Origin of the sequence: Enterobacter sp. 22466, from assembly GCF_052044775.1 — a bacterium.
GTDB classification, from domain to species: Bacteria; Pseudomonadota; Gammaproteobacteria; order Enterobacterales; family Enterobacteriaceae; genus Enterobacter; species Enterobacter dissolvens.
Genome location: NZ_JBQENX010000001.1, coordinates 922,083 through 947,032 on the forward strand (window position 1 = coordinate 922,083; position 24,950 = coordinate 947,032).

The 24,950-nt window shown below is 54.5% G+C and carries 24 protein-coding genes; 20 read left to right on the forward strand and 4 right to left on the reverse strand.

From position 1 onward, the window contains the following. Window positions 1-46: 46 nt before the first annotated feature. Window positions 47-1,261, reverse strand: coding sequence for an MFS transporter (locus ACTJJI_RS04390; RefSeq protein WP_319851586.1), 1,215 nt, complete (start codon window positions 1,259-1,261; stop codon window positions 47-49). A 16-nt stretch (window positions 1,262-1,277) separates the two neighbouring features. On the opposite strand from ACTJJI_RS04390, the gene ACTJJI_RS04395 reads away from it, so the two are divergent. Beyond that, window positions 1,278-2,306: a LysR family transcriptional regulator gene (locus ACTJJI_RS04395; RefSeq protein ID WP_371335898.1), complete on the forward strand. Its 1,029-nt coding sequence runs from the start codon at window positions 1,278-1,280 to the stop codon at window positions 2,304-2,306. A 43-nt stretch (window positions 2,307-2,349) separates the two neighbouring features. Here the strand turns inward: ACTJJI_RS04395 and rne are convergent, their stop codons facing one another. Continuing rightward, window positions 2,350-5,469 carry a ribonuclease E gene (gene rne, locus ACTJJI_RS04400; RefSeq protein WP_063427477.1) on the reverse strand — a complete coding sequence of 1,040 codons (3,120 nt, stop codon included), beginning with the start codon at window positions 5,467-5,469 and terminating at the stop codon, window positions 2,350-2,352. Window positions 5,470-6,041: 572 nt separating this feature from the next. Between rne and rluC the strand changes: the two genes are divergently transcribed. Further along, complete coding sequence (gene rluC / locus ACTJJI_RS04405) at window positions 6,042-6,989, forward strand: 23S rRNA pseudouridine(955/2504/2580) synthase RluC (RefSeq protein WP_014831443.1); 948 nt, start codon at window positions 6,042-6,044, stop codon at window positions 6,987-6,989. An 82-nt stretch (window positions 6,990-7,071) separates the two neighbouring features. Here the strand turns inward: rluC and ACTJJI_RS04410 are convergent, their stop codons facing one another. Then, window positions 7,072-7,656: a Maf family protein gene (locus ACTJJI_RS04410; RefSeq protein ID WP_047362211.1), complete on the reverse strand. Its 585-nt coding sequence runs from the start codon at window positions 7,654-7,656 to the stop codon at window positions 7,072-7,074. A 140-nt stretch (window positions 7,657-7,796) separates the two neighbouring features. On the opposite strand from ACTJJI_RS04410, the gene yceD reads away from it, so the two are divergent. The 14 genes from yceD to ptsG all read left to right on the forward strand — a co-directional run bounded on the left by yceD (window position 7,797) and on the right by ptsG (window position 20,123). Beyond that, complete coding sequence (yceD, locus tag ACTJJI_RS04415; protein ID WP_013097124.1) at window positions 7,797-8,318, forward strand: 23S rRNA accumulation protein YceD; 522 nt, start codon at window positions 7,797-7,799, stop codon at window positions 8,316-8,318. Between the two features lie 16 nt (window positions 8,319-8,334). Further along, on the forward strand, window positions 8,335-8,508 hold the full coding sequence (gene rpmF, locus ACTJJI_RS04420; RefSeq protein WP_003857964.1) for a 50S ribosomal protein L32: 174 nt from the start codon (window positions 8,335-8,337) through the stop codon (window positions 8,506-8,508). Between the two features lie 80 nt (window positions 8,509-8,588). After that, window positions 8,589-9,623, forward strand: a complete 1,035-nt coding sequence (gene plsX / locus ACTJJI_RS04425) for a phosphate acyltransferase PlsX (RefSeq protein WP_440653166.1) — start codon at window positions 8,589-8,591, stop codon at window positions 9,621-9,623. Window positions 9,624-9,629: 6 nt separating this feature from the next. Then, on the forward strand, window positions 9,630-10,583 hold the full coding sequence (locus ACTJJI_RS04430; RefSeq protein ID WP_014831446.1) for a beta-ketoacyl-ACP synthase III: 954 nt from the start codon (window positions 9,630-9,632) through the stop codon (window positions 10,581-10,583). A 15-nt stretch (window positions 10,584-10,598) separates the two neighbouring features. Next, on the forward strand, window positions 10,599-11,528 hold the full coding sequence (fabD, locus tag ACTJJI_RS04435) for an ACP S-malonyltransferase (RefSeq protein ID WP_440653169.1): 930 nt from the start codon (window positions 10,599-10,601) through the stop codon (window positions 11,526-11,528). A gap of 12 nt (window positions 11,529-11,540) precedes the next feature. Continuing rightward, a complete protein-coding gene (gene fabG, locus ACTJJI_RS04440) occupies window positions 11,541-12,275 on the forward strand; it encodes a 3-oxoacyl-ACP reductase FabG (protein ID WP_440653171.1) in 735 nt (244 codons plus the stop codon). Between the two features lie 154 nt (window positions 12,276-12,429). After that, on the forward strand, window positions 12,430-12,666 hold the full coding sequence (acpP, locus tag ACTJJI_RS04445) for an acyl carrier protein (protein ID WP_003857954.1): 237 nt from the start codon (window positions 12,430-12,432) through the stop codon (window positions 12,664-12,666). 91 nt (window positions 12,667-12,757) lie between these two features. Next, window positions 12,758-13,999 (forward strand): beta-ketoacyl-ACP synthase II, encoded by a 1,242-nt coding sequence (gene fabF, locus ACTJJI_RS04450; RefSeq protein ID WP_440653173.1) that lies wholly within the window; start codon window positions 12,758-12,760, stop codon window positions 13,997-13,999. A gap of 121 nt (window positions 14,000-14,120) precedes the next feature. After that, window positions 14,121-14,930 (forward strand): aminodeoxychorismate lyase, encoded by an 810-nt coding sequence (gene pabC, locus ACTJJI_RS04455; protein ID WP_014831449.1) that lies wholly within the window; start codon window positions 14,121-14,123, stop codon window positions 14,928-14,930. A gap of 2 nt (window positions 14,931-14,932) precedes the next feature. Further along, a complete protein-coding gene (yceG, locus tag ACTJJI_RS04460; protein WP_395523496.1) occupies window positions 14,933-15,955 on the forward strand; it encodes a cell division protein YceG in 1,023 nt (340 codons plus the stop codon). Further along, window positions 15,945-16,586 (forward strand): dTMP kinase, encoded by a 642-nt coding sequence (gene tmk / locus ACTJJI_RS04465; RefSeq protein ID WP_014831451.1) that lies wholly within the window; start codon window positions 15,945-15,947, stop codon window positions 16,584-16,586. Before yceG ends, tmk begins: the two co-directional genes overlap by 11 nt. Then, a complete protein-coding gene (gene holB / locus ACTJJI_RS04470) occupies window positions 16,583-17,587 on the forward strand; it encodes a DNA polymerase III subunit delta' (RefSeq protein WP_014831452.1) in 1,005 nt (334 codons plus the stop codon). Before tmk ends, holB begins: the two co-directional genes overlap by 4 nt. A gap of 10 nt (window positions 17,588-17,597) precedes the next feature. Continuing rightward, complete coding sequence (locus ACTJJI_RS04475) at window positions 17,598-18,392, forward strand: metal-dependent hydrolase (protein WP_014831453.1); 795 nt, start codon at window positions 17,598-17,600, stop codon at window positions 18,390-18,392. Window positions 18,393-18,689: 297 nt separating this feature from the next. Further along, window positions 18,690-20,123 carry a PTS glucose transporter subunit IIBC gene (gene ptsG, locus ACTJJI_RS04480; protein ID WP_014831454.1) on the forward strand — a complete coding sequence of 478 codons (1,434 nt, stop codon included), beginning with the start codon at window positions 18,690-18,692 and terminating at the stop codon, window positions 20,121-20,123. A gap of 83 nt (window positions 20,124-20,206) precedes the next feature. Here the strand turns inward: ptsG and fhuE are convergent, their stop codons facing one another. Further along, a complete protein-coding gene (gene fhuE, locus ACTJJI_RS04485; RefSeq protein WP_440653541.1) occupies window positions 20,207-22,396 on the reverse strand; it encodes a ferric-rhodotorulic acid/ferric-coprogen receptor FhuE in 2,190 nt (729 codons plus the stop codon). Window positions 22,397-22,747: 351 nt separating this feature from the next. Here fhuE and hinT point away from each other — a divergent pair, with 351 nt between their 5' ends. Genes hinT through thiK form a run of 4 tightly spaced genes read left to right on the forward strand, consistent with a single transcriptional unit; the run spans window position 22,748 to window position 24,946 of the window. Continuing rightward, window positions 22,748-23,107, forward strand: a complete 360-nt coding sequence (gene hinT, locus ACTJJI_RS04490; RefSeq protein ID WP_006809243.1) for a purine nucleoside phosphoramidase — start codon at window positions 22,748-22,750, stop codon at window positions 23,105-23,107. Window position 23,108: 1 nt separating this feature from the next. Then, window positions 23,109-23,483, forward strand: coding sequence for a YcfL family protein (locus ACTJJI_RS04495; RefSeq protein WP_319851581.1), 375 nt, complete (start codon window positions 23,109-23,111; stop codon window positions 23,481-23,483). Window positions 23,484-23,496: 13 nt separating this feature from the next. Next, complete coding sequence (gene lpoB, locus ACTJJI_RS04500; RefSeq protein WP_202947484.1) at window positions 23,497-24,141, forward strand: penicillin-binding protein activator LpoB; 645 nt, start codon at window positions 23,497-23,499, stop codon at window positions 24,139-24,141. Next, the gene (gene thiK / locus ACTJJI_RS04505; protein ID WP_440653177.1) at window positions 24,122-24,946 is read left to right on the forward strand and encodes a thiamine kinase; all 825 of its coding nucleotides are present in this window, start codon (window positions 24,122-24,124) and stop codon (window positions 24,944-24,946) included. The genes lpoB and thiK overlap by 20 nt, the downstream gene beginning before the upstream one ends. Window positions 24,947-24,950 lie beyond the last annotated feature (4 nt).

The window sequence follows — 24,950 nt, forward strand, 5'->3', positions numbered from 1 at the left end:
CTGGGCATGTTTTGACTGCCCAATCCGTCTGGATTGGGCATTTTTTTTAGGCGATTTCTGCCTGTGCTGAGGTGACGCGAGCGCTCTCAATCAGGCGGATAACCAGTGCAATGACCCCACACACCGTCGCAAGGGCGACCACCCCGGTCCAGCCTGCCAGCGTATAGATATTACTGCCCAGCACGGAACCCAGTGCCATGCCGATGAAAACCACCGTAAAGAGCAAGGCATTCAGGCGTCCACGGGCCTGTGGCTCAAGGCTATAAACCAGATTCTGGTGCGCCACCAGGCTTGACTGCAGACCCAGATCAAACCCAACGGCGGAGAGGGCGATAAGGATCAATTGCCCATGAACACCCAACGCCGGCATCAGGAACATCAGGGCGAATGAGACGGTTACCAGGATAGCTCCAAGCTGCGTGACTTTCCCGGCGCCCAGTTTATCGGCCAGACCACCCGCCAGCGGAGCGGCTAACGCACCTGCGGCGCCCGCAATACCAAATCCACCCGCTACCGCACTCCCTAAGTGATAACGTTCGAGCAGCATTACCGCCAGCGTAGACCAGAAAGCACTAAAGGCAATCGACAGAAAACCCTGAGCCAGTGCCGCACGGCGCAGAGCCGGATAACGACGCCACAGGTGTTCCATAGAACGCAGCAGCGCGGGATAGCTCAGGGTGGAGTGGATGGCAAACCGCGGAAGAACGGCCCACATCACAGCACCGACGAACGCAATGCTTGCCGCTGCCAGCTGGTACATGACGCGCCAGCCAAAGGCTTCGCCCACCACGCCGCTGACGGTCCGGGAGAGCAGAATACCCAGCAACAGACCGGTCATTACCGTGCCGACGGTTTTACCCTGTTTGCCTTCCGGTGCAAGGATTGCCGCGGCAGGGACGATATCCTGCGCCATGGTCGCCGCCATACCAATCAGCAGGCTTGCCAGTAATAGCGAGTGCAGTTGCCCGGTCAGGCTACAGCCCAATAAAAACAGGGCCAGGGCCGCACTTTTAATCAGAATCAACGTTCTGCGATCGTGACGATCGCCGAGCGGCAGCAGGAAGAGTATGCCGAGAGCATAGCCTGCCTGGGTAAGCGTCGGGACCAGCCCCATGCCTTCGATGCTCAGGTGAAGATCGGCGCCCATTAGTGGCAGCAGAGGTTGTGCGTAATAGATGGATGCCACGCTAAAGCCAGCCCCTAAGGCCAGCATAAAAATCACCCAGCGGCTGGCGGCGTGGGGAGCAGTTGTTGTGTTCATAAGACGTTCCTCATTCATCGTGTGGGGCTATTTTTTATCACTGCGCCTTGCGACGGTAGAGGGCCTGGTGGTAAAACGCTTATACGTTAAACGTATGACAGATAAAAATATGAAGCGAGTTGAACGTATAGACAGGGTGGAGCTGATGCGGACGTTTGTCCGCATTGTGGAAGCCGGGTCGTTATCCGGGGCAGCAAGGCAGCTGGCAACCACCCAGGCCACAGTGAGTCGCCGTCTTCAGTCTCTGGAGACGCTCCTGGGGGCGCGGCTGTTGTTGCGTACCACTCATGCGACCAAACTTACCGACGACGGCGAACGCTGCTATCAGCATGCCCGACGGGTCATTGACAGCTGGCTGGCGCTGGAAGATGAAATCGGCCAGACAGAAGATGAACCGGTTGGTGTTCTGCGGGTGCGCGCGCCGCACGCCTTTGGGCAGGATCAGCTTCTGAAACCGTTAACGGAGTTTTTGCAGCGTTATCCTCAGCTCTCCGTCGAGTGGATGTTGAATGACAAGTCGGTGGATTTCCTGAGCGATAACCTGGATTGCGCCATTCGCGTGGGAGCCGATGTTGATCCGGCGACCGTTTCCGTGCTGCTGGCAGAGGTGCCGCGCTGCGTGGTGGCCTCGCCAGCATTACTGGCCCGGTTTCCACCGGTTAAAACGCCGGAGGATCTGCAGGTGCTTCCGTGGATTGCCATCAATACGTTTTACCAACGTCATGTGGATTTGCAGGAGGAGAGCACGGGCCAGTCAGCACGTATCAGCATTACGCCGCGACTGAGCACCGACAGCCTCTATGTGGCCCGCAATACGGTCCTGACAGGTCTGGGCGTTGCCGTCGTATCAAGCTGGACGGTACAAGAGGATATTCAGGAAGGGCGCTTGATCCATTTACTGCCGGAGTGGCAACCTGCGGCGCTGCCGGTTCATCTGGTTTATCCATGGTCGCGCTACTATCCGGCACGATTACGCCGTTTTCTGGAGATGATGAAACAGGTGATGCCGGGCATTGCCGGGATGAGAAAGCCGGTAAACGGGTAATAAAAAAGCCGACCCGGAGGTCGGCTTTTTACGCTATGTGTCGTTATTCGACAGACTGCGGACGGGTGGCGGGTGCAGTCGCCTGATGCGTTGCACTGTGTCCACCGGCAGCGCCTTTGCCTTCAAAGTTGAATGCAGGGCGTACCCAGTCGCTGTGACGCGGTGCTTCAGGCACATAATCCGGCGCCGGGGCGCGCGTCATGGGTGCTGTGGCAACGTGAACAGGGGCTGGCGTGACGGCTACCGGCTCGGCTTTCACCTCTGGTGCTTTTACGTCAGCGGCTTCACGAACGGGTTCTGCTTCAATCTCAACGTCCTGAACCACTTCTTCAGTGACGGTTTCGACAACCACGTCTGCAGCTTCTTCAACAGTAGCTGCTGGTTCAACTTCTTCCGCAACCTCTTCAGCGACCACGGTGTCTTCTTCAGCGATAAAGTGCGGTGCGGCATCAACTGGCGCGGCAATCACTTCCGGATGCGTGGTTTCAACGTCAACGGCGTGAGGCGCTTCAGCTTCAACAGCCTGCGGTTCAACCACCTGAGGTTCCACTGCAACGGCTGCTTCTGTCACCGTTTCTTCAACGGCGATAACCGGGGCAATCACCTCTTCGGTGACAGACTGCTCTTCAACAACCTGCTCCGGACGGGCAACAGGATAGCGGATCCAGACCTTCCCGGATGCCATTTCAGGTGACGCGCACGCCACGGTTAACGGCATAGCAGACTGCGTCGGATAGCGCTCGTCACGGTAACGGCGACGACGCTGACCGCTGACGCGCAGATGACGAGGAGAGCGACGTGAACGACGCGGCATACCTGCGTTATCACGACCTTCACCGTTTTCATCCTGCTCGGCGTTGTTCTCAACCACGGCAGGCAGATCCACTTTCGCCAGCTGGGTATTCGGCACGCTTTCCTCTGCTGGCGGAACGACAACAACAGTCTCTTCCACTGGCTGTGCACCGACGCGCACTTTCTGAGTCAGTTGACGCTGCTTACGACGTGGCATGACCTGAGTACGTTCTTCCTGCTCGGTCTCCTGCTGTTCAGCAGGCTCTTCGCGATTCAGGTTTTTAACGTCCTGCTGGGCCTGGCGTTTCTCGTCATTACGGCGACGGTTGCGCTCACGGCGAGGCTGCTGCTCGTCGCGCTGTTTGCTCTTCTCAGACTCATCGCCCGCCTGCTGGCGAATTTCGCGATCTTCAACGTTCTGCTGTTGTTTCTCGCGACGGTTACGACGGTTGTCTTCGCGTTGCTCACGGCCTTCATTGTTGTCCGAACGATTGTCACGGCGTTCGTTACGGTCATTGCGCTCGTTACGATCGCGGCGGTTGTTCTGACGCTTACGACGGTCCTGCTGACGCTCAGGTTTGGCCGCTTTTGGCTCTTCTTTCGGCTGCTCCGGCTGAACCTCTTCACCCGCGAACATCTTCTTCAGCGCGCCGAAGAAACGGCTCAGCAGACCCGGTTGTGCTGGTTCGGCTTTTGCCACCGCTTCCGGTTTTTGCGCCGCCGGTTTAGCCGCTGGTTTTTCCAGGGCACTTTCTGGCGGTGCTTCTGGCATGATGAAGGTCGCTAATGCAGGCTGCTCTGGCAGTTTACGCTCGGCAGGCTCTTCATCGGATGGCAGCGCCATCTCTTCTTCATGCAGCTTCGGCAGCAGGTAGCTGAGCGTGCTGGTCTCTTCACCCTTACGGACACGCAGCACGTGATAGTGCGGGGTTTCCATCTGGTCATTTGGCACGATAATGCAGCGAACGCCGCCCTGACGCGCTTCAATGGCACTCACCGCAGCACGTTTTTCGTTCAGCAGGTAGGAGGCAATTGGCACTGGAACAATGGCGTGAACCTCTTTGGTATTCTCTTTCAGCGCTTCTTCTTCAATCAGACGCAGAATTGAGAGAGACAGAGATTCGTTATCACGGACGGTCCCGGTACCGGAGCAGCGCGGGCAAACGTGATGGCTGGATTCACCCAATGATGGGCTAAGACGCTGACGGGACATCTCCAGCAGGCCAAAGCGTGAGATATGGCTGATCTGGATACGCGCACGATCCTGACGTACCGCTTCGCGCAGACGGTTTTCAACCGCACGCTGGTGGCGAACAGGAGTCATGTCGATAAAGTCGATAACAATCAGGCCACCCAGGTCGCGCAGGCGGAGCTGGCGGGCGATTTCATCAGCGGCTTCAAGGTTGGTGTTGAAGGCGGTCTCTTCGATATCACCGCCGCGCGTTGCACGTGCGGAGTTGATGTCGATAGCGGTCAGCGCTTCCGTGGTATCGATAACGATAGAACCGCCGGATGGCAGACGCACTTCACGCTGGAAGGCGGACTCAATCTGGGATTCGATCTGATAGTGGCTGAACAGCGGGATTTCACCGGTGTACAGTTTGATTTTACTGGTGAAGTCCGGACGGCCCAGTGCGGCGATGTGCTGGCGAGCCAGCTCAAGCACTTTCGGGTTGTCGATCAGAATCTCACCGATGTCCTGACGCAGATAGTCGCGGAAGGCACGCACGATAACGTTGCTTTCCTGGTGGATCAGGAACGGAGCAGGGCGGCTTTCCGCTGCTTTCTGGATGGCTTCCCAGTGCTTCAGACGGAAACTTAAGTCCCACTGCAGCGCTTCGGCTGATTTGCCCACACCGGCGGTACGCACGATAAGACCCATGCCATCCGGCAGTTCAAGACTGGCCAGCGCTTCTTTCAGCTCAGTACGGTCATCACCTTCGATACGGCGAGAGATGCCACCCGCACGCGGGTTGTTTGGCATCAGTACCAGATAACTCCCTGCCAGGCTGATAAAGGTTGTCAGTGCGGCACCTTTGTTGCCACGCTCTTCTTTATCAATCTGAACGATCACTTCCTGACCTTCACGCAGAACATCTTTGATATTCGGACGGCCGTGAGAGTTGTAGTTAGCAGGGAAATATTCGCGGGCGATTTCTTTCAGAGGGAGGAAACCATGACGCTCAGCACCGTAATCGACAAATGCAGCTTCAAGACTGGGTTCAATGCGGGTGATTTTACCTTTGTAAATGTTCGCTTTTTTCTGTTCGTGTCCAGGACTTTCGATATCCAGATCGTACAGGCGCTGCCCATCCACAAGGGCGACACGCAACTCTTCTTGCTGAGTTGCGTTGATTAACATTCTTTTCATCGTAACTTACTCGTTATTCTTACATTGACGACAAAGCTGCGGGCAAGGTGACGCTTTCCGGGGTATGAACCGATGGCCTCGTGTCTATTCACGTCGCCAACCTCACGGTTGTCGCTCGCTTAAGAGGCGCAGAGTGTCGGTTGCCTGTATTTCATACGGAAAAACAGCGCAATTATCAGGGGAATTGCCTGGGTAAAACTCTCCAGAGAACAATCCTTATACCGGGAAGTACTGCAACCCGCAGCCCGCTAACTGCCTGAAAGATCAATACGTCTTACGCCATTGCTGCGTGGATGATCGGTCAGACAAAATTGGTCATTCCGTCGATATCCTTACAAAACCCGGATTTAACGCGGAAAACGGCTTCATTATTCCACTGCTCGCCGGGTTATAGCAAGATGACTTTTACCAATTATCACCCGGTTACTCACAGTTTCTTCACTTCAGGATGGTGATTGGTTTAATAACCACCAAATCGATTGCGCGAAACGGGGGGCAGGCCGGATAAAAGTAAATATAAGCATAGAAAAATGAGTGGCGCTAATGCCTGACGATATTTAGAATCGCCAACCATGAAAACAGAGACTCCAGCCGTAAAAATGGTTGCTATCGCCGATGATGAAGCGGGGCAACGTATCGATAACTTTTTGCGCACCCAACTGAAAGGTGTGCCAAAAAGCATGATTTACCGAATCCTGCGTAAGGGCGAGGTGCGGGTTAACAAAAAACGCGTGAAGCCTGAGTATAAGCTCGAAGCCGGTGACGAAGTACGTATCCCACCGGTGCGTGTTGCCGAACGTGAAGAAGAGGTCGTGTCGCCTAAGCTGCAGAAGGTGGCCGCCCTGAGTGATGTGATCCTGTATGAAGATGATTACATCCTGGTGTTGAATAAACCGTCGGGTACGGCAGTACACGGTGGCAGCGGTCTGAGTTTCGGGGTGATTGAAGGGCTGCGCGCGCTGCGCCCGGAAGCCCGTTTCCTCGAACTGGTTCACCGTCTCGATCGTGACACCTCTGGTGTGCTGCTGGTCGCCAAAAAACGTTCTGCCCTGCGCTCATTGCACGAGCAGTTGCGTGAAAAAGGGATGCAGAAAGATTATCTGGCGCTGGTGCGCGGTCAGTGGCAGTCCCACGTTAAAGTGGTGCAGGCCCCGCTGTTGAAAAATATTTTGCAAAGCGGTGAGCGAATCGTCCGTGTGAGCCAGGAAGGTAAACCGTCTGAGACACGCTTTAAAGTGGAAGAGCGTTATGAGTTCGCCACGCTGGTGCGCTGTAGTCCGGTTACCGGCCGTACCCACCAGATTCGCGTGCATACCCAGTTTGCGGGCCATCCGATTGCTTTTGACGACCGTTATGGCGACAGGGAGTTTGATAAGCAACTGGCGGGGACGGGGCTGTCGCGTCTGTTCCTGCATGCGGCAGCGCTGAAGTTTACCCATCCGAATACCGGCGAGACTATACGTATTGAAGCGCCGCTGGATGAGCAGTTGAAACGCTGCCTGAAAGTTCTGCGCGGCTAAGGTAAACGTTAAACGGCAACGAAGTTGCCGTTTTTAATGTTTGCACCCTCTGCCTGTGGGAGAGGGCATCAGGCCGCAACGGTCACGCCGTCAGCGGATTACACGCTTCGCGTCTTAACATCTGGCACAGCGCTATCAGCGGCAAGCCCACCAGCGTGTTCGGATCACGCCCCTCCAGTTTTTCGAACAGCGCAATCCCAAGACCTTCACTTTTAAAACTGCCCGCACAGTTTAGCGGCCGTTCACGACGCACATAATCTATGATTTCTTGCTCACTCAGGTGCCGGAAATGCACATCAAACGGCTCACATTCGGTCTGCAGGTGGCCTGCGGCGGAGTTATAGAGTGCGAGACCGGTATAGAAGGTAACAATATTGCCTCGCGCCTGCATAAGCTGTTTACAGGCGTTCTCTTCGGTGTGCGGCTTACCGGTAATGACGCCATCCAGTACACAAACCTGATCGGAGCCTATAATCAAATGCGAAGGGTATCGTGCGGCAAGCGACTGGGCTTTTTCTTTCGCCAGACGGGTCACTAGATGACGCGGCGACTCGCCAGGTTGTGGCGTCTCGTCAACGTCCGGCGCGGCGCACTCAAACGGGATCCCGAGCTTTTCCAGCAATATTCGGCGGTAGGGAGACGTGGAAGCGAGAACGAGATTTGGCATATTTTTATCACCAGATATAGCGTATCGATGCCAGCCATTTTAAACTACAGGCCGCAATGTGTGCGAATAATTGGCAAAAGGCAGCCCTGGTTGCCTTTTTCTTTGACTATATGACGTTACAAAGTTAATATGCGCGCCCTATGCAAAAGGTAAAATTACCCCTGACTCTTGATCCGGTTCGTACGGCTCAAAAACGCCTCGATTATGAAGGTATCTATACTTCCGATCAGGCTGAGCGTATTGCCGAATCCGTAGTCAGTGTGGACAGTGATGTGGAATGCTCCATGTCGTTCGCTATCGATAACCAGCGCCTTGCCGTTTTAACCGGTGATGCAAAGGTGACGGTAACGCTCGAATGTCAGCGTTGCGGGAAACCGTTCACACAGCATGTTCACACAACGTATTGTTTCAGTCCGGTTCGTTCTGACGAACAGGCTGAGGCACTCCCGGAAGCGTATGAGCCGATTGAGGTTAACGAATTCGGTGAAATCGATCTTCTGGCTCTGGTTGAAGATGAAATCATCCTCACCTTGCCAGTGGTTCCGGTGCATGATTCTGAACACTGTGAAGTGTCCGAGGCGGACATGGTCTTTGGGGAACTGCCTGATGAAGCGCAAAAACCAAACCCATTTGCCGTATTAGCCAGCTTAAAGCGTAAGTAATTGAGGAGTAAGGTCCATGGCCGTACAACAGAATAAACCAACCCGTTCCAAACGTGGCATGCGTCGTTCCCATGACGCGCTGACTGCAGTTACCAGCCTGTCTGTAGACAAGACTTCTGGTGAGAAACACCTGCGTCACCACATCACCGCTGACGGTTTCTACCGCGGCCGCAAGGTTATCACTAAGTAATCACGCGTTTGCGTGATTAGGCTTAGTGAGGAACTCCCCGTGCAAACGGGGAATTTACCGAACCAGGCTGCGACGATACCTTGACACGTCTAACCCTGGCGTTAGATGTCATGGGAGGAGATTTTGGGCCTTCCGTGACAGTGCCTGCAGCATTGCAGGCACTGAATTCTAATTCGCAACTCACACTTCTTTTAGTCGGCAATCCCGACACAATCACGCCATTACTTGCAAAAGCTGACTTCGAACAACGTTCGCGTCTGCAGATTATTCCTGCGCAGTCAGTTATTGCCAGTGATGCCCGGCCATCGCAGGCGATTCGCAATAGCCGTGGCAGCTCTATGCGAATGGCACTGGAGCTGGTAAAAGAAGGACGTGCGCAGGCCTGCGTCAGCGCGGGAAATACCGGCGCGCTGATGGGGCTGTCGAAATTACTGCTCAAGCCTATTGAGGGCATTGAGCGTCCGGCGCTGGTGACGGTACTCCCGCATCAGCAAAAGGGCAAAACGGTGGTGCTCGATCTGGGCGCTAACGTCGATTGTGATAGTACAATGCTGGCTCAGTTTGCCGTGATGGGGTCGGTGCTGGCAGAAGAAGTGGTCGGGATCAACACTCCCCGTGTTGCGTTACTGAACATAGGTGAAGAAGAGACCAAAGGCCTGGACAGCCTTCGTGAGGCTGCCGAATTGCTTAAACAGGTTCCCTCCATCAACTATATTGGTTATCTCGAAGCCAATGAGTTGCTGACGGGGAAAACGGATGTTCTGGTGTGTGATGGCTTCACTGGAAACGTGACGTTGAAGACCATGGAAGGGGTTGTGCGAATGTTCCTTTCTCTCCTCAAATCGCAGGGAGAAGGTAAAAAAAGCGCCTGGTGGCTGATTTTATTGAAGCGTTGGTTACAAAAAAGCCTGACGCGGCGATTCAGTCATCTCAACCCCGACCAGTATAATGGCGCCTGTCTGTTAGGATTGCGCGGCATTGTGATCAAGAGTCACGGTGCCGCCAATCAGCGAGCATTTACTGTCGCCATTGAACAGGCAGTGCAGGCGGTGCAGCGACAAGTCCCTCAGCGGATTGCCGCTCGCCTGGAATCTGTATTAGCTAAAAGTGACTGAGCGTACATGTATACGAAGATTATTGGTACCGGCAGCTATCTGCCAACACAAGTGCGAACCAACGCCGATCTGGAAAAAATGGTAGATACGTCTGACGAGTGGATTGTCACGCGCACAGGTATCCGTGAACGTCGTATCGCCGCGCCAGACGAAACCGTGTCCACCATGGGTTACGAAGCCGCACAGCGTGCTATCGAAATGGCGGGCATCGATAAAGAACAGATTGGTTTGATCGTGGTCGCCACGACATCTGCCACACATGCTTTCCCAAGCGCAGCGTGCCAGGTGCAGAATATGCTCGGTATTAAAGGCTGCCCGGCGTTTGACGTTGCCGCAGCCTGCGCAGGTTTCACCTATGCATTGAGCATTGCCGATCAGTATGTAAAATCCGGCGCGGTGAAGTATGCGCTGGTGATCGGGGCTGACGTGCTGGCGCGTACCTGCGATCCAACCGATCGTGGAACGATCATTATTTTTGGTGATGGTGCGGGTGCCGTACTGCTGGGCCAGTCTGAAGAGCCGGGCATCATCTCCACGCATCTGCATGCTGACGGTAGCTATGGCGAACTGCTGACGCTGCCTAACGCCGACCGTGTGAATCCGGACAACTCTATCTACCTGACCATGGCAGGTAACGAGGTGTTTAAGGTTGCAGTGACGGAGCTGGCACACATTGTTGATGAAACGCTGGAAGCCAATAACCTTGAACGCACTGCACTCGACTGGCTGGTGCCGCATCAGGCGAACCTGCGTATTATCAGTGCGACCGCGAAAAAGCTGGGCATGTCGATGGATAACGTTGTGGTGACGCTCGATCGCCACGGCAATACCTCTGCGGCGTCAGTACCGTGCGCCTTTGATGAAGCGGTACGTGACGGACGAATCAAACGGGGCCAGTTGGTCTTGCTTGAAGCCTTCGGTGGCGGGTTCACCTGGGGTTCCGCGCTGGTTCGTTTCTAGGATAAGGATTAAAAGATGACGCAATTTGCTTTTGTGTTCCCGGGGCAGGGCTCTCAAACCGTTGGGATGTTGTCTGAAATGGCAGCAAACTATCCGGTAATCGAAGAGACTTTCCGTGAAGCTTCCGATGCACTGGGTTATGATTTATGGGCGCTGACCCAACAGGGTCCGGCCGAAGAGCTGAACAAAACCTGGCAGACTCAGCCTGCTCTGCTGACCGCTTCCGTTGCGCTGTGGCGCGTCTGGCAGCAGAAGGGCGGTAAAGCGCCAGCCCTGCTCGCGGGCCATAGCTTGGGTGAATACTCTGCGCTGGTCTGTGCCGGTGTGATTGCCTTTGCTGACGCGGTACGCCTGGTAGAGCTGCGTGGTAAATTCATGCAGGAAGCGGTGCCAGAAGGCACGGGCGGCATGTCTGCTATTATCGGTCTCGACGATGCTTCCATCGCAAAAGCGTGTGAAGAATCAGCAGAAGGTCAGGTGGTTTCACCGGTTAACTTCAACTCGCCAGGTCAGGTGGTTATCGCCGGTCATAAAGATGCGGTTGAACGTGCAGGTGCAGCCTGTAAAGCCGCGGGCGCGAAACGTGCGCTGCCGCTGCCAGTGAGTGTTCCGTCCCACTGTGCGCTGATGAAACCTGCTGCTGACAAGCTGGCGGTTGAACTGGAAAAAATTACCTTTAACGCACCGACGATTTCCGTTGTGAACAACGTCGATGTGAAATGTGAAACTACGCCGGAGGCTATCCGTGACGCGCTGGTTCGCCAGCTCTATAGCCCGGTACAGTGGACCAAAACCGTTGAGTTTATGGCCTCTCAGGGCGTTGAGCACCTGTACGAAGTCGGCCCAGGGAAAGTCCTGACCGGTCTGACAAAACGTATTGTTGACACCCTGACTGCCTCGGCGATTAACGAGCCGGAAGCTATTGAAGCGGCACTCTCGCAATAAAAGAGGAATACCATGATTTTTGAAGGAAAAATTGCCCTGGTCACTGGCGCTAGCCGCGGTATCGGGCGCGCCATTGCTGAAACACTGGCCGCGCGCGGCGCGAAAGTGATTGGTACAGCGACCAGCGAGAATGGCGCGAAGGCCATCAGCGACTATCTGGGTGCGAACGGTAAAGGTCTGGTACTGAATGTGACTGAACCTGCATCTATCGAATCTGTTCTGGAAAATATTCGCGCAGAGTTTGGCGAAGTGGATATTCTGGTCAATAATGCCGGGATCACTCGCGATAACCTGTTGATGCGAATGAAAGACGACGAGTGGAACGATATTATCGAAACCAACCTGTCATCTGTATTCCGTCTGTCAAAAGCGGTAATGCGCGCTATGATGAAAAAGCGTCATGGTCGTATTATCACTGTCGGTTCTGTGGTTGGTACCATGGGAAATGCTGGTCAGGCTAACTACGCTGCGGCGAAAGCAGGTCTGATTGGTTTCAGTAAGTCGCTGGCGCGTGAAGTCGCGTCCCGCGGTATTACTGTAAACGTTGTTGCTCCGGGCTTTATTGAAACGGACATGACGCGTGCGCTGACTGATGAGCAGCGTGCGGGTACGCTGGCAGCTGTTCCAGCGGGCCGCTTAGGCGACCCTAAAGAAATTGCCAGCGCGGTTGCATTTTTAGCCTCTGACGAAGCGGGTTACATCACTGGTGAGACCCTCCACGTCAACGGCGGGATGTATATGGTTTAATCACGATCGAAAATATTTGCGTTATTGGGGGGATTGGCCTCAAAATAACGTAAAATCGTGGTAAGACCTGCCGGGATTTAGTTGCAAATTTTTCAACATTTTATACACTACGAAAACCATCGCGAAAGCGAGTTTTGATAGGAAATTTAAGAGTATGAGCACTATCGAAGAACGCGTTAAGAAAATTATCGGCGAACAGCTGGGCGTTAAGCAGGAAGAAGTTGTGAACTCCGCTTCCTTCGTTGAAGACCTGGGCGCAGATTCTCTTGACACCGTTGAGCTGGTAATGGCTCTGGAAGAAGAGTTTGATACTGAGATTCCGGACGAAGAAGCTGAGAAGATCACCACCGTTCAGGCTGCCATTGATTACATCAACGGCCACCAGGCGTAAGTGAACATCTCCAGGCGGTCATTCGACCGCCTGAGTTTTATCTTTTTTAGTCCCACGAATCTCTTTTTTTATCCCTCCCTGGAGGACAAACGTGTCTAAGCGTCGTGTAGTTGTGACCGGACTTGGCATGTTGTCTCCTGTCGGCAATACCGTAGAGTCCACCTGGAAAGCTCTCCTTGCCGGTCAGAGCGGCATCAGCCTAATCGACCATTTCGATACTAGCGCCTATGCAACGAAATTTGCTGGCTTAGTAAAGGATTTTAACTGTGAAGAGATCATCTCGCGTAAAGAACAGCGCAAGATGGATGCCTTCATTCAATATGGAATTGTCGCTGGCGTTCAGGCCATGCAGGATTCTGGCCTTGAAATTACGGAAGAGAACGCAAGCCGTATCGGTGCCGCTATCGGCTCCGGGATTGGCGGTCTTGGCCTGATTGAGGAAAACCATACATCTCTGATGAATGGCGGACCGCGTAAAATCAGCCCGTTCTTCGTTCCGTCCACGATTGTTAATATGGTGGCGGGTCACCTGACCATCATGTTCGGTCTTCGTGGGCCAAGCATTTCTATCGCGACCGCATGTACCTCTGGCGTGCATAACATCGGCCAGGCCGCGCGTATGATTGCGTACGGCGATGCAGATGCTATGGTGGCGGGCGGTGCTGAAAAAGCCAGTACCCCGCTTGGCGTGGGTGGCTTTGGTGCTGCGCGTGCGCTGTCTACCCGCAACGATAATCCTCAGGCGGCAAGCCGTCCGTGGGATAAAGACCGTGACGGTTTCGTGCTGGGTGATGGTGCGGGTATGCTCGTTCTGGAAGAGTACGAACATGCGAAAAAACGTGGTGCGAAAATTTATGCTGAAGTCGTTGGCTTTGGTATGAGTAGCGATGCCTATCACATGACGTCACCGCCGGAAAATGGCGCAGGCGCTGCGCTGGCCATGGAAAACGCGATTCGCGATGCGGGTATCACGCCTGCGCAAATCGGATACGTTAACGCGCACGGTACTTCTACACCAGCGGGCGATAAAGCAGAAGCTCAGGCTGTGAAGTCTATCTTCGGCGAATCTGCCAGCCGCGTACTGGTCAGCTCCACAAAATCCATGACCGGTCACCTGTTGGGTGCGGCGGGGGCAGTAGAGTCTATTTACTCTATTCTTGCGCTGCGCGACCAGGCTGTTCCGCCAACCATCAACCTGGATAATCCGGATGACGGTTGCGATCTGGACTTCGTTCCTCACGAAGCGCGCCAGGTGAGTGGAATGGAGTACACCCTGTGTAACTCCTTCGGCTTCGGCGGTACTAACGGTTCTCTGATCTTCAAAAAGATCTGAATCTGCGTACCCTATGGCTGTGAAAAAAGGTCCGCTTGTCGGGCCTTTTTTATTAAGGCTAATCTTCTTGTCGGCTGCATGACATCCTGCCAGACTAAACGCCCACGCATAAGGAGCCACCATGTTTTTAATCAATGGCCTTGAGCAAGATTCTCTGCCTGCCAGCGACAGGGCGACTCAGTTTGGTGATGGTTGCTTTACCACCGCGCGCATTGTGGATGGTGACGTATGTCTGCTGGACGCGCATATACGCCGTCTGCAAACAGCCTGCGAGACGTTACTGATCCCTTTTACGCAATGGGACACATTGCGCCAGGAAATGCGCCAGCTTGCGTCCGGAAAACGCAATGGGGTACTCAAAGCAATTATCAGTCGCGGCAGTGGTGGACGCGGTTACAGCGGCGCCAGTTGCCAGCATCCCACCCGGATCCTGTCAGTTTCTGCGTATCCTGCCCATTATCCACGCTGGCGCGACGAGGGCGTTACCCTGACGCTCAGCCCGGTACGACTGGGAAGAAACCCTATGCTTGCAGGGATAAAACATCTCAATCGTCTTGAGCAGGTGCTAATCCGTACTCATCTTGAGCAGACGGCAGCCGATGAAGCGCTGGTTCTTGACAGCGAAGGGTTCATTACGGAATGCTGTGCGGCTAATTTATTCTGGCGGCAGGGCAAGACGGTTTTCACGCCTTCGCTGGAACAGGCGGGAGTCAACGGTATTATGCGTCAGTTTTGTTTGCAGCAGCTGGCACGCTCTGACTTTTACGTTGTCGAAGTTAACGCACGCGAAGAGGCGTTGCAGGCAGCAGATGAAATCGTTATTTGCAACGCACTGATGCCGGTTATACCTGTCCGCGCCTATGGTCAATTTTGCTTGCCATCGCGCGAGCTGTTTGAGTTTTTAGCCCCGATATGTGAGCAAACCAGATAGTCATGAAGAAAATGTTACGCTTTGTCCTCCTCCTTATCGTTGCGCTGGGTGTCGCTGGCGGTGCAGGAGTGTGGAAAGTTCGTCAGCTGGCGGACAGTAAGATCCTGATTAAGGACGAAACGATATTTACCCTTAAAGCGGGAACCGGGCGACAGGCGCTTGGAGAACAGCTTTACCGCGACAAAATCATCAATCGCCCACGTGTGTTCCAGTGGTTATTGCGTATTGAACCTGATCTGTCTCATTTCAAAGCCGGCACCTATCGTTTTACGCCTGGCATGACCGTCAGAGAGATGCTGCAGCTGCTGGAAAGCGGCAAAGAAGCGCAGTTCCCGCTGCGTTTTGTTGAAGGTATGCGTCTGAGTGATTACCTTAAACAGCTGCGTGACGCACCGTATATTAAGCATACGCTAAAAGATGATAGCTACCAGACGGTTGCCGAGGTACTGGAATTTGAACATCCGGAGTGGGTTGAGGGCTGGTTCTGGCCGGACACCTGGATGTATACGGCGGGAACAACCGATGTGGCGATCCTGAAGCGTGCGCACAAAAAAATGGTCGCGGCGGTGGAAGCTGCATGGGACGGACGCGCCGATGGCCTGCCGTATAAAGATCAAAATCAGTTTGTCACCATGGCCTCAATTATCGAGAAGGAGACCGCGGTGGCTTCAGAGCGCGACCAGGTCGCGTCGGTCTTTATCAACCGACTGCGCATTGGCATGCGTCTGCAAACTGACCCTACCGTGATCTACGGAATGGGTGAGAGCTACAGCGGCAAGATCACACGAAAAGATCTGGAGACGCCGACGGCGTATAATACCTACGTTATTAGCGGTCTGCCGCCAGGCCCGATTGCCACGCCGAGCGAAGCCTCGCTTAAGGCGGCCGCGCATCCGGCAAAAACACCGTATCTCTACTTTGTGGCTGATGGAAAAGGGGGGCATACCTTTAACACCAACCTTGCCAGCCATAATCGCTCTGTTCAGGACTATCTGAAGGCACTTAAGGAAAAAAATGCGCAGTAAATACATTGTCATTGAGGGACTCGAAGGCGCCGGTAAAACCACAGCCCGCAACGTGGTGATCGATACGCTAAAAGCGCTTGGCGTTGCAGACATGGTGTTTACCCGTGAGCCGGGCGGTACGCAGCTGGCTGAAAAGCTGCGCAGCCTGGTGCTGGATATCAAATCCGTGGGCGACGAAGTTATCACTGACAAAGCCGAAGTGCTGATGTTCTATGCCGCGCGCGTGCAGCTGGTTGAAACGGTCATCAAACCGGCCCTGGCCGCCGGCAAGTGGGTCATTGGCGACCGTCACGATCTGTCGACTCAGGCGTATCAGGGCGGGGGACGAGGTATTGACCAGACGATGCTGGCAACGCTGCGCGACGCGGTATTGGGCGATTTTCGTCCCGATCTGACGCTCTATCTGGATGTGACGCCGGAAGTGGGCCTGAAACGTGCGCGCGCTCGCGGTGAGCTGGATCGTATTGAGCAAGAGTCGCTCGACTTCTTTAATCGCACCCGCGCGCGTTATCTTGAACTCGCCAGTCAGGACCATTCCATTCGTACAATCGATGCGACCCAGTCCCTGGAAGAGGTGACCCGTTCCATTGAGGAAACGGTCAAACAATGGCTACAGGAGCAACAGGCATGAAATGGTACCCATGGTTGCGCCCGCACTTTGAACAGCTGATTTCCAGCTATCAGGCCGGACGGGGGCATCATGCGTTACTGATTCAGGCATTGCCAGGCATGGGTGAAGATGCGTTGATCTACGCCATCACCCGTTTTTTGATGTGCCAGCAGCCAGAAGGGCATAAAAGCTGCGGTAAATGCCGTGGCTGCCAGCTGATGCAGGCAGGCACTCATCCTGACTACTACACGCTGGAGCCTGAAAAGGGCAAAAGCGCGCTCGGTATTGATGCCGTGCGTGAAGTGAGTGAAAAATTATACGAACACGCGCGACTGGGCGGCGCAAAAGTCGTCTGGCTGAAAGACGCCGCGCTACTGACCGAGGCGGCGGCGAACGCGCTGCTTAAGACCCTGGAGGAGCCACCGGAAAAAACGTGGTTCTTCCTGTCATGTCGTGATCCGGGTCGATTATTGCCAACGCTACGCAGCCGTTGTCGACTTCATCACCTTGCGATCCCGCAGGAATCGTGGGCGCTGAGCTGGCTGGAACGAGAGGTGACAACGTCACCGGATAGCGCGTTGTCCGCGCTGCGTCTCAGCAGTGGCGCACCCGCCGCCGCGCTGGCACTGCTGCAGCCTGATGTCTGGTCGCAACGGGAAGCACTGTGCCGCGCTGTAGAATCGGCGCTGGAGAGCCGCGACTGGCTGAGTGTGTTGCCTGCACTCAACAGCGATCAGGTTGCCGGGCGTCTGCACTGGCTGGCCGCGTTACTTCTTGATGCGCTCAAGATCCAGCAGGGGGCCACGCTACTGACCAATCCCGATGTCTGGCCGCTGGTGAATACTCTGGCGAATCGCCTGTCAGGCGCCACGTTGCGCGCAATTCTGCACGATGTTTGCCAGAGCCGTGAACAGCTTTTGACAGTAACCGGTCTCAATCGCGAGCTTGTGCTGACCGACCAGTTATTGCGTATCGAACATTACCTGCAACCAGGCGTTACACCGCCTGTTTCCCATCTCTGAGAGAGACATTATGTTTTTAGTCGACTCACACTGCCATCTCGATGGCCTGGATTATCAATCCCTGCATAAAGACGTGGACGACGTGCTGGCAAAAGCCGCCGCCCGCGATGTGAAATTTTGCCTTGCCGTGGCCACCACGCTGCCGGGCTATCGCACCATGCGTGAACTGGTAGGCGTCCGCCCTGACGTTGTTTTCTCCTGTGGCGTGCATCCGCTTAATCAGGACGAGGCGTACGACGTTGAGGAGTTGCGCCGCCTGGCGGCGGAAGAGGGCGTGGTCGCCATGGGGGAAACCGGGCTCGATTATTACTACACGCCTGAAACAAAGGCGTTGCAGCAGGAGTCCTTCCGTCATCACATTCGCATCGGGCGTGAACTCAACAAACCGGTTATCGTTCATACCCGTGACGCGCGTGCCGATACGCTGGCGATCCTCAGGGAAGAAAACGTGACTGATTGCGGTGGCGTACTACACTGTTTCACAGAAGACAGAGAAACGGCGGGAAAACTGCTTGATTTAGGGTTTTATATCTCGTTTTCCGGGATCGTGACGTTCCGTAACGCTGAGCAGCTTCGGGATGCCGCGCGTTATGTGCCGCTCGATCGTATTCTGGTGGAAACAGATTCTCCTTATCTGGCACCGGTACCGCATCGTGGTAAAGAAAACCAGCCAGCGATGACCAGAGACGTGGCTGAATACATGGCCGTTCTGAAGGGCGTCAGTATCGAAGAACTGGCCCGTGTCACGACGGAAAACTTCTCTACCCTGTTCCATATTGACCCCGCCCGCCTGCAATCTGTCTGATACACCTGTTTTTTTTAGGCTCGTAATTAATAGTTAAAACGAGTAAAGTTCACCGCCTCATTTGGGGCGGTGATGGTGTTTTTTGACACATCCAGAAATGCTTTTTGTAAATAACTGAAAGTTTTTCGACCGTCTTAAGCTGAAACGTGATAGCCGTCAAACAAAGTCAGAGGGAATTATTTTACTCTGTGTAATAAATAAAGGGCGCTTAGATGTCCTGTCCACGGCACGGTACTCCCCCCGGGCCAATGCGTGAAAGCGTAAAAAAAGCACAAATACTCAGGAGCACTCTCAATTATGTTTAAGAATGCATTTGCTAACCTGCAAAAGGTCGGTAAATCGCTGATGCTGCCAGTATCCGTACTGCCTATCGCAGGTATCCTGCTGGGTGTCGGTTCTGCAAACTTCAGCTGGCTGCCAGCCGTAGTGTCCCACGTGATGGCCGAAGCAGGCGGTTCCGTCTTTGCTAACATGCCGCTGATCTTCGCTATCGGTGTTGCTCTGGGCTTCACCAATAACGACGGCGTTTCTGCGCTGGCTGCAGTGGTTGCCTACGGCATCATGGTGAAAACCATGGCTGTGGTTGCACCGCTGGTTCTGCATTTACCTGCTGAAGAGATCGCAGCGAAACACCTGGCGGATACCGGTGTTCTGGGCGGTATCATCTCCGGTGCGATTGCAGCGTATATGTTTAACCGCTTCTATCGCATTAAGCTGCCTGAGTATCTGGGCTTCTTCGCGGGCAAGCGCTTCGTTCCGATTATCTCTGGTCTGGCAGCGATTTTCACGGGTGTGATCCTGTCCTTCATCTGGCCACCAATCGGTTCCGCTATCCAGACCTTCTCTCAGTGGGCTGCTTACCAGAACCCGGTTGTCGCGTTCGGTATCTATGGCTTCATCGAGCGTTGCCTGGTGCCATTTGGTCTGCACCACATCTGGAACGTTCCATTCCAGATGCAGATTGGTGAATTCACCAACGCAGCGGGCCAGGTGTTCCACGGTGATATCCCACGTTACATGGCGGGTGACCCAACAGCAGGTAAACTGTCTGGTGGCTTCCTGTTCAAAATGTACGGTCTGCCAGCTGCGGCAATTGCTATCTGGCACTCTGCTAAACCAGAGAACCGTGCAAAAGTGGGCGGTATCATGATCTCCGCAGCGTTGACCTCGTTCCTGACCGGTATCACCGAGCCAATCGAGTTCTCCTTCATGTTCGTTGCGCCGATCCTGTACGTTATCCACGCGATTCTGGCTGGCCTGGCGTTCCCAATCTGTATCCTGCTGGGTATGCGTGACGGTACGTCCTTCTCACACGGTCTGATCGACTTCATCGTTCTGTCCGGTAACAGCAGCAAACTGTGGCTGTTCCCAATCGTGGGTGCGTGCTATGCCGTTGTCTACTACACCATCTTCCGCGTGCTGATCAAAGCACTGGACCTGAAAACACCAGGTCGTGAAGATGCGACTGAAGACAGCAAAGCAGGCGCGACCAGCGAAATGGCTCCGGCACTGGTTGCAGCGTTCGGCGGTAAAGAAAACATCACTAACCTGGACGCGTGTATCACTCGTCTGCGTGTGAGCGTTGCCGACGTCGCGAAAGTAGACCAGCCGGGTCTGAAAAAACTGGGCGCAGCGGGTGTGGTTGTTGCAGGTTCTGGTGTTCAGGCAATCTTCGGGACCAAATCCGATAACCTGAAAACCGAAATGGATGAATACATCCGCAACAGCTAAGCAGTGACCTGGGGAGACTAAGGCAGCCGAATGGCTGCCTTTTTTATTACTGCCGTTTGTTATGCCGGGTAGCGGCTGAACACTCAGAAGTCGTAGCTCGCGCTCACAGAGACGTTCAGCGGCGCGCCATAGACCACATAAGAGCCGACGTAGTCGTAGTACTCTTTGTCGAACAGGTTGTTGACGTTAGCCTGGACAGCAAAATCGTTGGTGACCTGATACCGGCTAAACAGGTTAACCAGCGCGTAGCTGCCTTGTTCTGCCCGTGATTGACCTGCCGGGCCGCCATCCACCGCGTTCCAGACTTTATTCTGCCAGTTCACCCCGCCGCCTACCGCCAGTGCAGGCAGCATGGGCAGTTGATAACGGGTAAACAGCTTCATTGTGGTGCGAGGCTGATCGGAGCTTACCGTGTTACCGCGCTTGTCTTCGGCAATGTAGCGGGTCGCGCCGAAGGTCAGCTGCCAGTTATCGCTCAGGGCACCGTTCAGCTCGAACTCAATCCCTTTACTGACCACGCCGTCCAGAGATTCATAGATCGACTCGCCGCTTGGCATGTAGGTATAGGTATTATTCGCCACGTTATCCTGCTCAATACGGAAGAGGGCTATCGAGGTGGTCAGGCGGGTATTGAACCAGTCCGCTTTCACGCCGGCTTCATAGCTTTTGCCCGTTGTCGGGTCGAGATAGCGACCGCTGGCGTCACGTTTGTCCTGAGGCTGGAAGATGGAGGTATAGCTGACGTAGGTTGACCAGTCTTCATTGATATCGTAGACAAGGCCCGCATACGGCGTCACATCATCCTTACTGCTTTCCAGGCGTGTGTCCGGTGAGCCTGCCGGGTTATAGCGAATGTTGTAATGGGTATAACGCGCACCGAGGATCAGGTGCAGCGGATCGGCCAGTGAGAAGCGGGCGGAAGTATAGGCCGAAGACTGGCGGATATCGTCCTGACTGTAGAGCTTCCATGGGGTCCACTGCGGATCGGCGATATTCCCGTTCCAGTTTTTGAAGTTACCCACGTCAACCATACCGTACAGCGCGTCCGGCATGGTGTTGTCATAGTGGTTACGCTGACGACTGAAGCTGCCGCCAAACATCATCTCATGCTGACGACCGAAAAGATCGAAATCACCGCGCAGGAAGGCATCCACCGCGTCCTGCTTACGTTCACCCCGGTTCCAGCCGCCGTACCCGACCATGCCTGCACCGGTCTCTTTATCCGGGTAGCCGGACATATATATCAGTTTGCTGTCGAAGCGGGTGTCCGCATGCATACCGTTGATGTGGGCTTCCCAGCCGTTGTCGAAGCGTTGGGTGAGGTTGGCGAAAATGCGGGTGTTATCTTTATCAGAGTACGCCCAGTCAGGTGCCACAGTCTGGCTGCGGCTGTAATGGGTTTTGCTGCCGTCACTGTACCAGGTTGGCAGGCCGCCCCAGGTTGGGTTATCGGTGTTGCTTTCCTGATATTCATAGCCCACCGACAGGCTCGTGTTGTCCGTCACGTCCGCATCCACCACGCCGTAGAGGAACTTTTTGCGGTAGTGGTAGTTATCAACAAAACTGTCGTTGTCCTGATAACCCGTGATAAGACGACCACGCACTTTACCGGACTCTACCAGCGGAGACTGCAGATCCAGCACATAGCGTTGTTTGTCCCAGCTACCGTAACTGGCTGAGACATTGCCTTTAAATTCATTGCTGTCTGCATGCTTACGAACCATGTTCACATAGGCGGAGGGGTTCCCCGTGCCGGACATCAGGCCGGTTGCACCGCGCACCACTTCAATACGATCGTAAATGGCGGTATCGGCGGCCGTATCACCAAAGTTCCATACTTCGCTGATGGAGGTTGGCAGGTCATCGTAGGCATAGTTACTGACGAAGAAGCCGCGAGAGTAGAACACCGTCCGGTCGCTGTCCTGCACCTGTGCCGTAACGCCGGTCGTGTTGGTTAACACCTGGCCGATCGATTGCAGGTTCTGATCTGCCATACGCTGCTGGCTGATGACGCTGACGGACTGGGGGATATCCCGGGGAACCAGTAACAGTTTCGTCCCCGTGGTGGTGGTCTTAACGCTGTAGTCTTGATCCTGACTCCCTGACGTGTCCTGCGTGTTATCAAAACCGCCCTCAACAACGACGGTATCTTCGGTTGCAGAGGCGGCGAAACTGACGGCTGGCATCAATGCCATAGCAATACAGGCAGCCAGCAACGAAGGTGTTGCGACTGGCTGACGTTGCCCATCCCTGGTGTGATAAATGAAAGACATCATCAAACCCTTACTGAATGGTGAAAGGTGTGTGCGACAGTCCCGCGAGAACGGGCTGACGTCGTTTTCTATGTTGAAAATGCGCATGAAAATGCAAATGCGAAATATACGCATTGTGATTAACGCTGTAAACAGATGTGTCAAAAGGAAATGAAATAATGTTTCAGGTGGTTAACACATGCCAGCGGTCACTCTTCACTCAGCTGAAGCGCTTTCAGGAAAGAAATCCGGGGAGAAGGTTGAAAGGACAGGAGAAACTCGCTCATACTCTTCAGTTGTGCCACATACTCATGCAGAGAGTATGTTAATAGCGGACGCACCACGCCAGATTAAACAACAAAGGAACAGGTCATGGCTGAAGAAACCATTTTCAGTAAAATTATCCGCCGCGAAATCCCTTCGGATATCGTCTATCAGGATGAGCTGGTGACGGCTTTCAGGGATATTTCCCCTCAGGCTCCGACACATATCCTTATCATTCCAAATATTCTGATTCCTACCGTCAATGACGTAAAAACCGAGCACGAAGTGGCGTTAGGCCGTATGCTGACGGTGGCCGCGAAAATCGCCGAGCAGGAGGGGATTGCTGAGGACGGTTACCGTCTTATCATGAACTGTAATCGCCACGGTGGGCAGGAAGTTTATCACATTCATATGCATCTGCTGGGTGGACGTCCTCTGGGACCGATGCTGGCACATAAAGGTCTTTAACATGTTGAAAGGGCGTATTGCAGCGCTGGTAATGACAATGGTGATGGTGGGGTGCAGCGCGCGTCCGGCCATTCCCGTCAGCGAGGAACAGACGCTGGTGATGGAGTCCTCGGTACTGGCAGCGGGCATCACGGCAGCACAACCCACGTTGACCATCAGTGAAATCAAATCTTCTGCTTCCTCTGCGCTCTTTAACGAAAGACACGAACCGGTGACGGTTCACTACCGTTTTTTCTGGTATGACGTACGAGGTCTTGAAATGCACCCGCTGGAAGCGCCGCGCAGCGTGACCATTCCGGCCAGATCGTCGGTAACGCTCTATGGGAGCGCCAACTATCTGGGTGCGCATAAGGTGAGACTTTATCTTTATCTGTAAGAGGTGAACCTTGATTAAAAATATGAGCCGTTATGCGCTCGTGACAGCTTTTGCACTGTTCCTCGCAGGCTGTGTGACGCGAACCGAACAGCCAGCACCTGTGGAAGAGGCGAAACCGGGTACGGAGCAGCCGACACAGCCAACGCAACCACAGCCAACCGTGCCGTCTGTACCGACGCTTCCGTCGCAACCGGGTCCGATTGAACATCAGGATCAGACCTCACAGCCTGCGCCGCGCGTGCGTCATTATGACTGGAACGGTGCGATGCAGCCGATGGTCGGTAAAATGCTGCAGGCTCAGGGCGTGACCGCGGGTAGCGTACTGCTGGTGGATAGCGTGAACAACCGGACTAACGGTTCATTAAACGCCGGAGAAGCGACTGAAACCCTGCGCAATGCCCTGGCCAACAACGGCAAATTTACGCTGGTTTCGGCGCAGCAGCTGGCGGTAGCCAAACAGCAGCTTGGCCTGTCACCGCAGGACAGCCTTGGCACGCGCAGTAAGGCGATGGGGATTGCCCGTAACGTTGGTGCGCAGTATGTGCTGTACTCTAATGCCACCGGTAACGTGAATACGCCAGCCCTGCAGATGCAGCTGATGCTGGTTCAGACAGGCGAGATTATCTGGTCAGGTAAAGGTGCGGTTACGCAACTCTGATTGCACGCGTGAAGCGATCCTCACGCGATATTTTCCGCAGTATCGTCTTATCGCGCCGCAGGCCCACTCCGGGCTTGGCGGCGCGAGTTGCATTCTGGAGCAGGGCGAGCAGCGTCTGGTGTTGCGTCATCATCACGATCCCTTAGCCCCTGTTTCCCATTTTCGCCGTCAGTTTCGTGCCCTGAAGCGTCTACCGGCGGATCTCGTGCCCACGCCTCGCTTTTTCAGGCAGGGCTGGATGGCGGTAGAGTATCTGGCGGGGGAGATCCGCCATACGCTGCCCGAAAGCGCAACGCTTGCTACGATGCTCTGTCATCTGCACCATCAGCCGTGTCTGGGGTGGCGCATTATACTGCTCCCATTGCTGGAACAGTACTGGCAGCGAGCCTCACCGGACAGACGCACTCCATACTGGCTTGCGCAGCTTAAACGGTTACGTACTGCGGGAGAGCCTCAGCCGCTTCGGCTCTCGCCATTACATATGGATGTCCATGCCGGCAATATCGTGCATACGTCGGCCGGCATCAGGCTTATCGACTGGGAGTACGCCGGAGATGGGGATGTGGCTCTGGAGCTGGCGTCAGTCTGGGTGGAAGATGATGCTGCGCGCCAAAGGCTTATCAGCGATTACGCCCGGATAGCGCACCTGGACGCGGGAACACTGGCGCGTCAGGTCAGACGCTGGCGGCCCTGGGTTGACATGCTGATGGCGGGCTGGTTTGAAATGCGTTTTCAGCAGTCCAGAGACAAACAATTTATTGCGCTGGCAAATGATGCCTGGCGTCAGTTACACATTAAAGGATAAGAGA

What these genes read in the sequence shown, in the direction of transcription:
- ptsG (WP_014831454.1), top strand. Translation starts at nt 18,690, where the DNA reads ATGTTTAAGAATGCATTTGCTAACCTGCAAAAGGTCGGTAAATCGCTG.
- fabG (WP_440653171.1), top strand. Translation starts at nt 11,541, where the DNA reads ATGATTTTTGAAGGAAAAATTGCCCTGGTCACTGGCGCTAGCCGCGGT.
- ACTJJI_RS04390 (WP_319851586.1), bottom strand. Translation starts at nt 1,261, where the DNA reads ATGAACACAACAACTGCTCCCCACGCCGCCAGCCGCTGGGTGATTTTT.
- tmk (WP_014831451.1), top strand. Translation starts at nt 15,945, where the DNA reads ATGCGCAGTAAATACATTGTCATTGAGGGACTCGAAGGCGCCGGTAAA.
- rpmF (WP_003857964.1), top strand. Translation starts at nt 8,335, where the DNA reads ATGGCCGTACAACAGAATAAACCAACCCGTTCCAAACGTGGCATGCGT.
- ACTJJI_RS04495 (WP_319851581.1), top strand. Translation starts at nt 23,109, where the DNA reads ATGTTGAAAGGGCGTATTGCAGCGCTGGTAATGACAATGGTGATGGTG.
- pabC (WP_014831449.1), top strand. Translation starts at nt 14,121, where the DNA reads ATGTTTTTAATCAATGGCCTTGAGCAAGATTCTCTGCCTGCCAGCGAC.
- rluC (WP_014831443.1), top strand. Translation starts at nt 6,042, where the DNA reads ATGAAAACAGAGACTCCAGCCGTAAAAATGGTTGCTATCGCCGATGAT.
- ACTJJI_RS04430 (WP_014831446.1), top strand. Translation starts at nt 9,630, where the DNA reads ATGTATACGAAGATTATTGGTACCGGCAGCTATCTGCCAACACAAGTG.
- yceG (WP_395523496.1), top strand. Translation starts at nt 14,933, where the DNA reads ATGAAGAAAATGTTACGCTTTGTCCTCCTCCTTATCGTTGCGCTGGGT.
- holB (WP_014831452.1), top strand. Translation starts at nt 16,583, where the DNA reads ATGAAATGGTACCCATGGTTGCGCCCGCACTTTGAACAGCTGATTTCC.
- rne (WP_063427477.1), bottom strand. Translation starts at nt 5,469, where the DNA reads ATGAAAAGAATGTTAATCAACGCAACTCAGCAAGAAGAGTTGCGTGTC.
- acpP (WP_003857954.1), top strand. Translation starts at nt 12,430, where the DNA reads ATGAGCACTATCGAAGAACGCGTTAAGAAAATTATCGGCGAACAGCTG.
- fhuE (WP_440653541.1), bottom strand. Translation starts at nt 22,396, where the DNA reads ATGTCTTTCATTTATCACACCAGGGATGGGCAACGTCAGCCAGTCGCA.
- ACTJJI_RS04475 (WP_014831453.1), top strand. Translation starts at nt 17,598, where the DNA reads ATGTTTTTAGTCGACTCACACTGCCATCTCGATGGCCTGGATTATCAA.
- ACTJJI_RS04410 (WP_047362211.1), bottom strand. Translation starts at nt 7,656, where the DNA reads ATGCCAAATCTCGTTCTCGCTTCCACGTCTCCCTACCGCCGAATATTG.
- hinT (WP_006809243.1), top strand. Translation starts at nt 22,748, where the DNA reads ATGGCTGAAGAAACCATTTTCAGTAAAATTATCCGCCGCGAAATCCCT.
- yceD (WP_013097124.1), top strand. Translation starts at nt 7,797, where the DNA reads ATGCAAAAGGTAAAATTACCCCTGACTCTTGATCCGGTTCGTACGGCT.
- fabD (WP_440653169.1), top strand. Translation starts at nt 10,599, where the DNA reads ATGACGCAATTTGCTTTTGTGTTCCCGGGGCAGGGCTCTCAAACCGTT.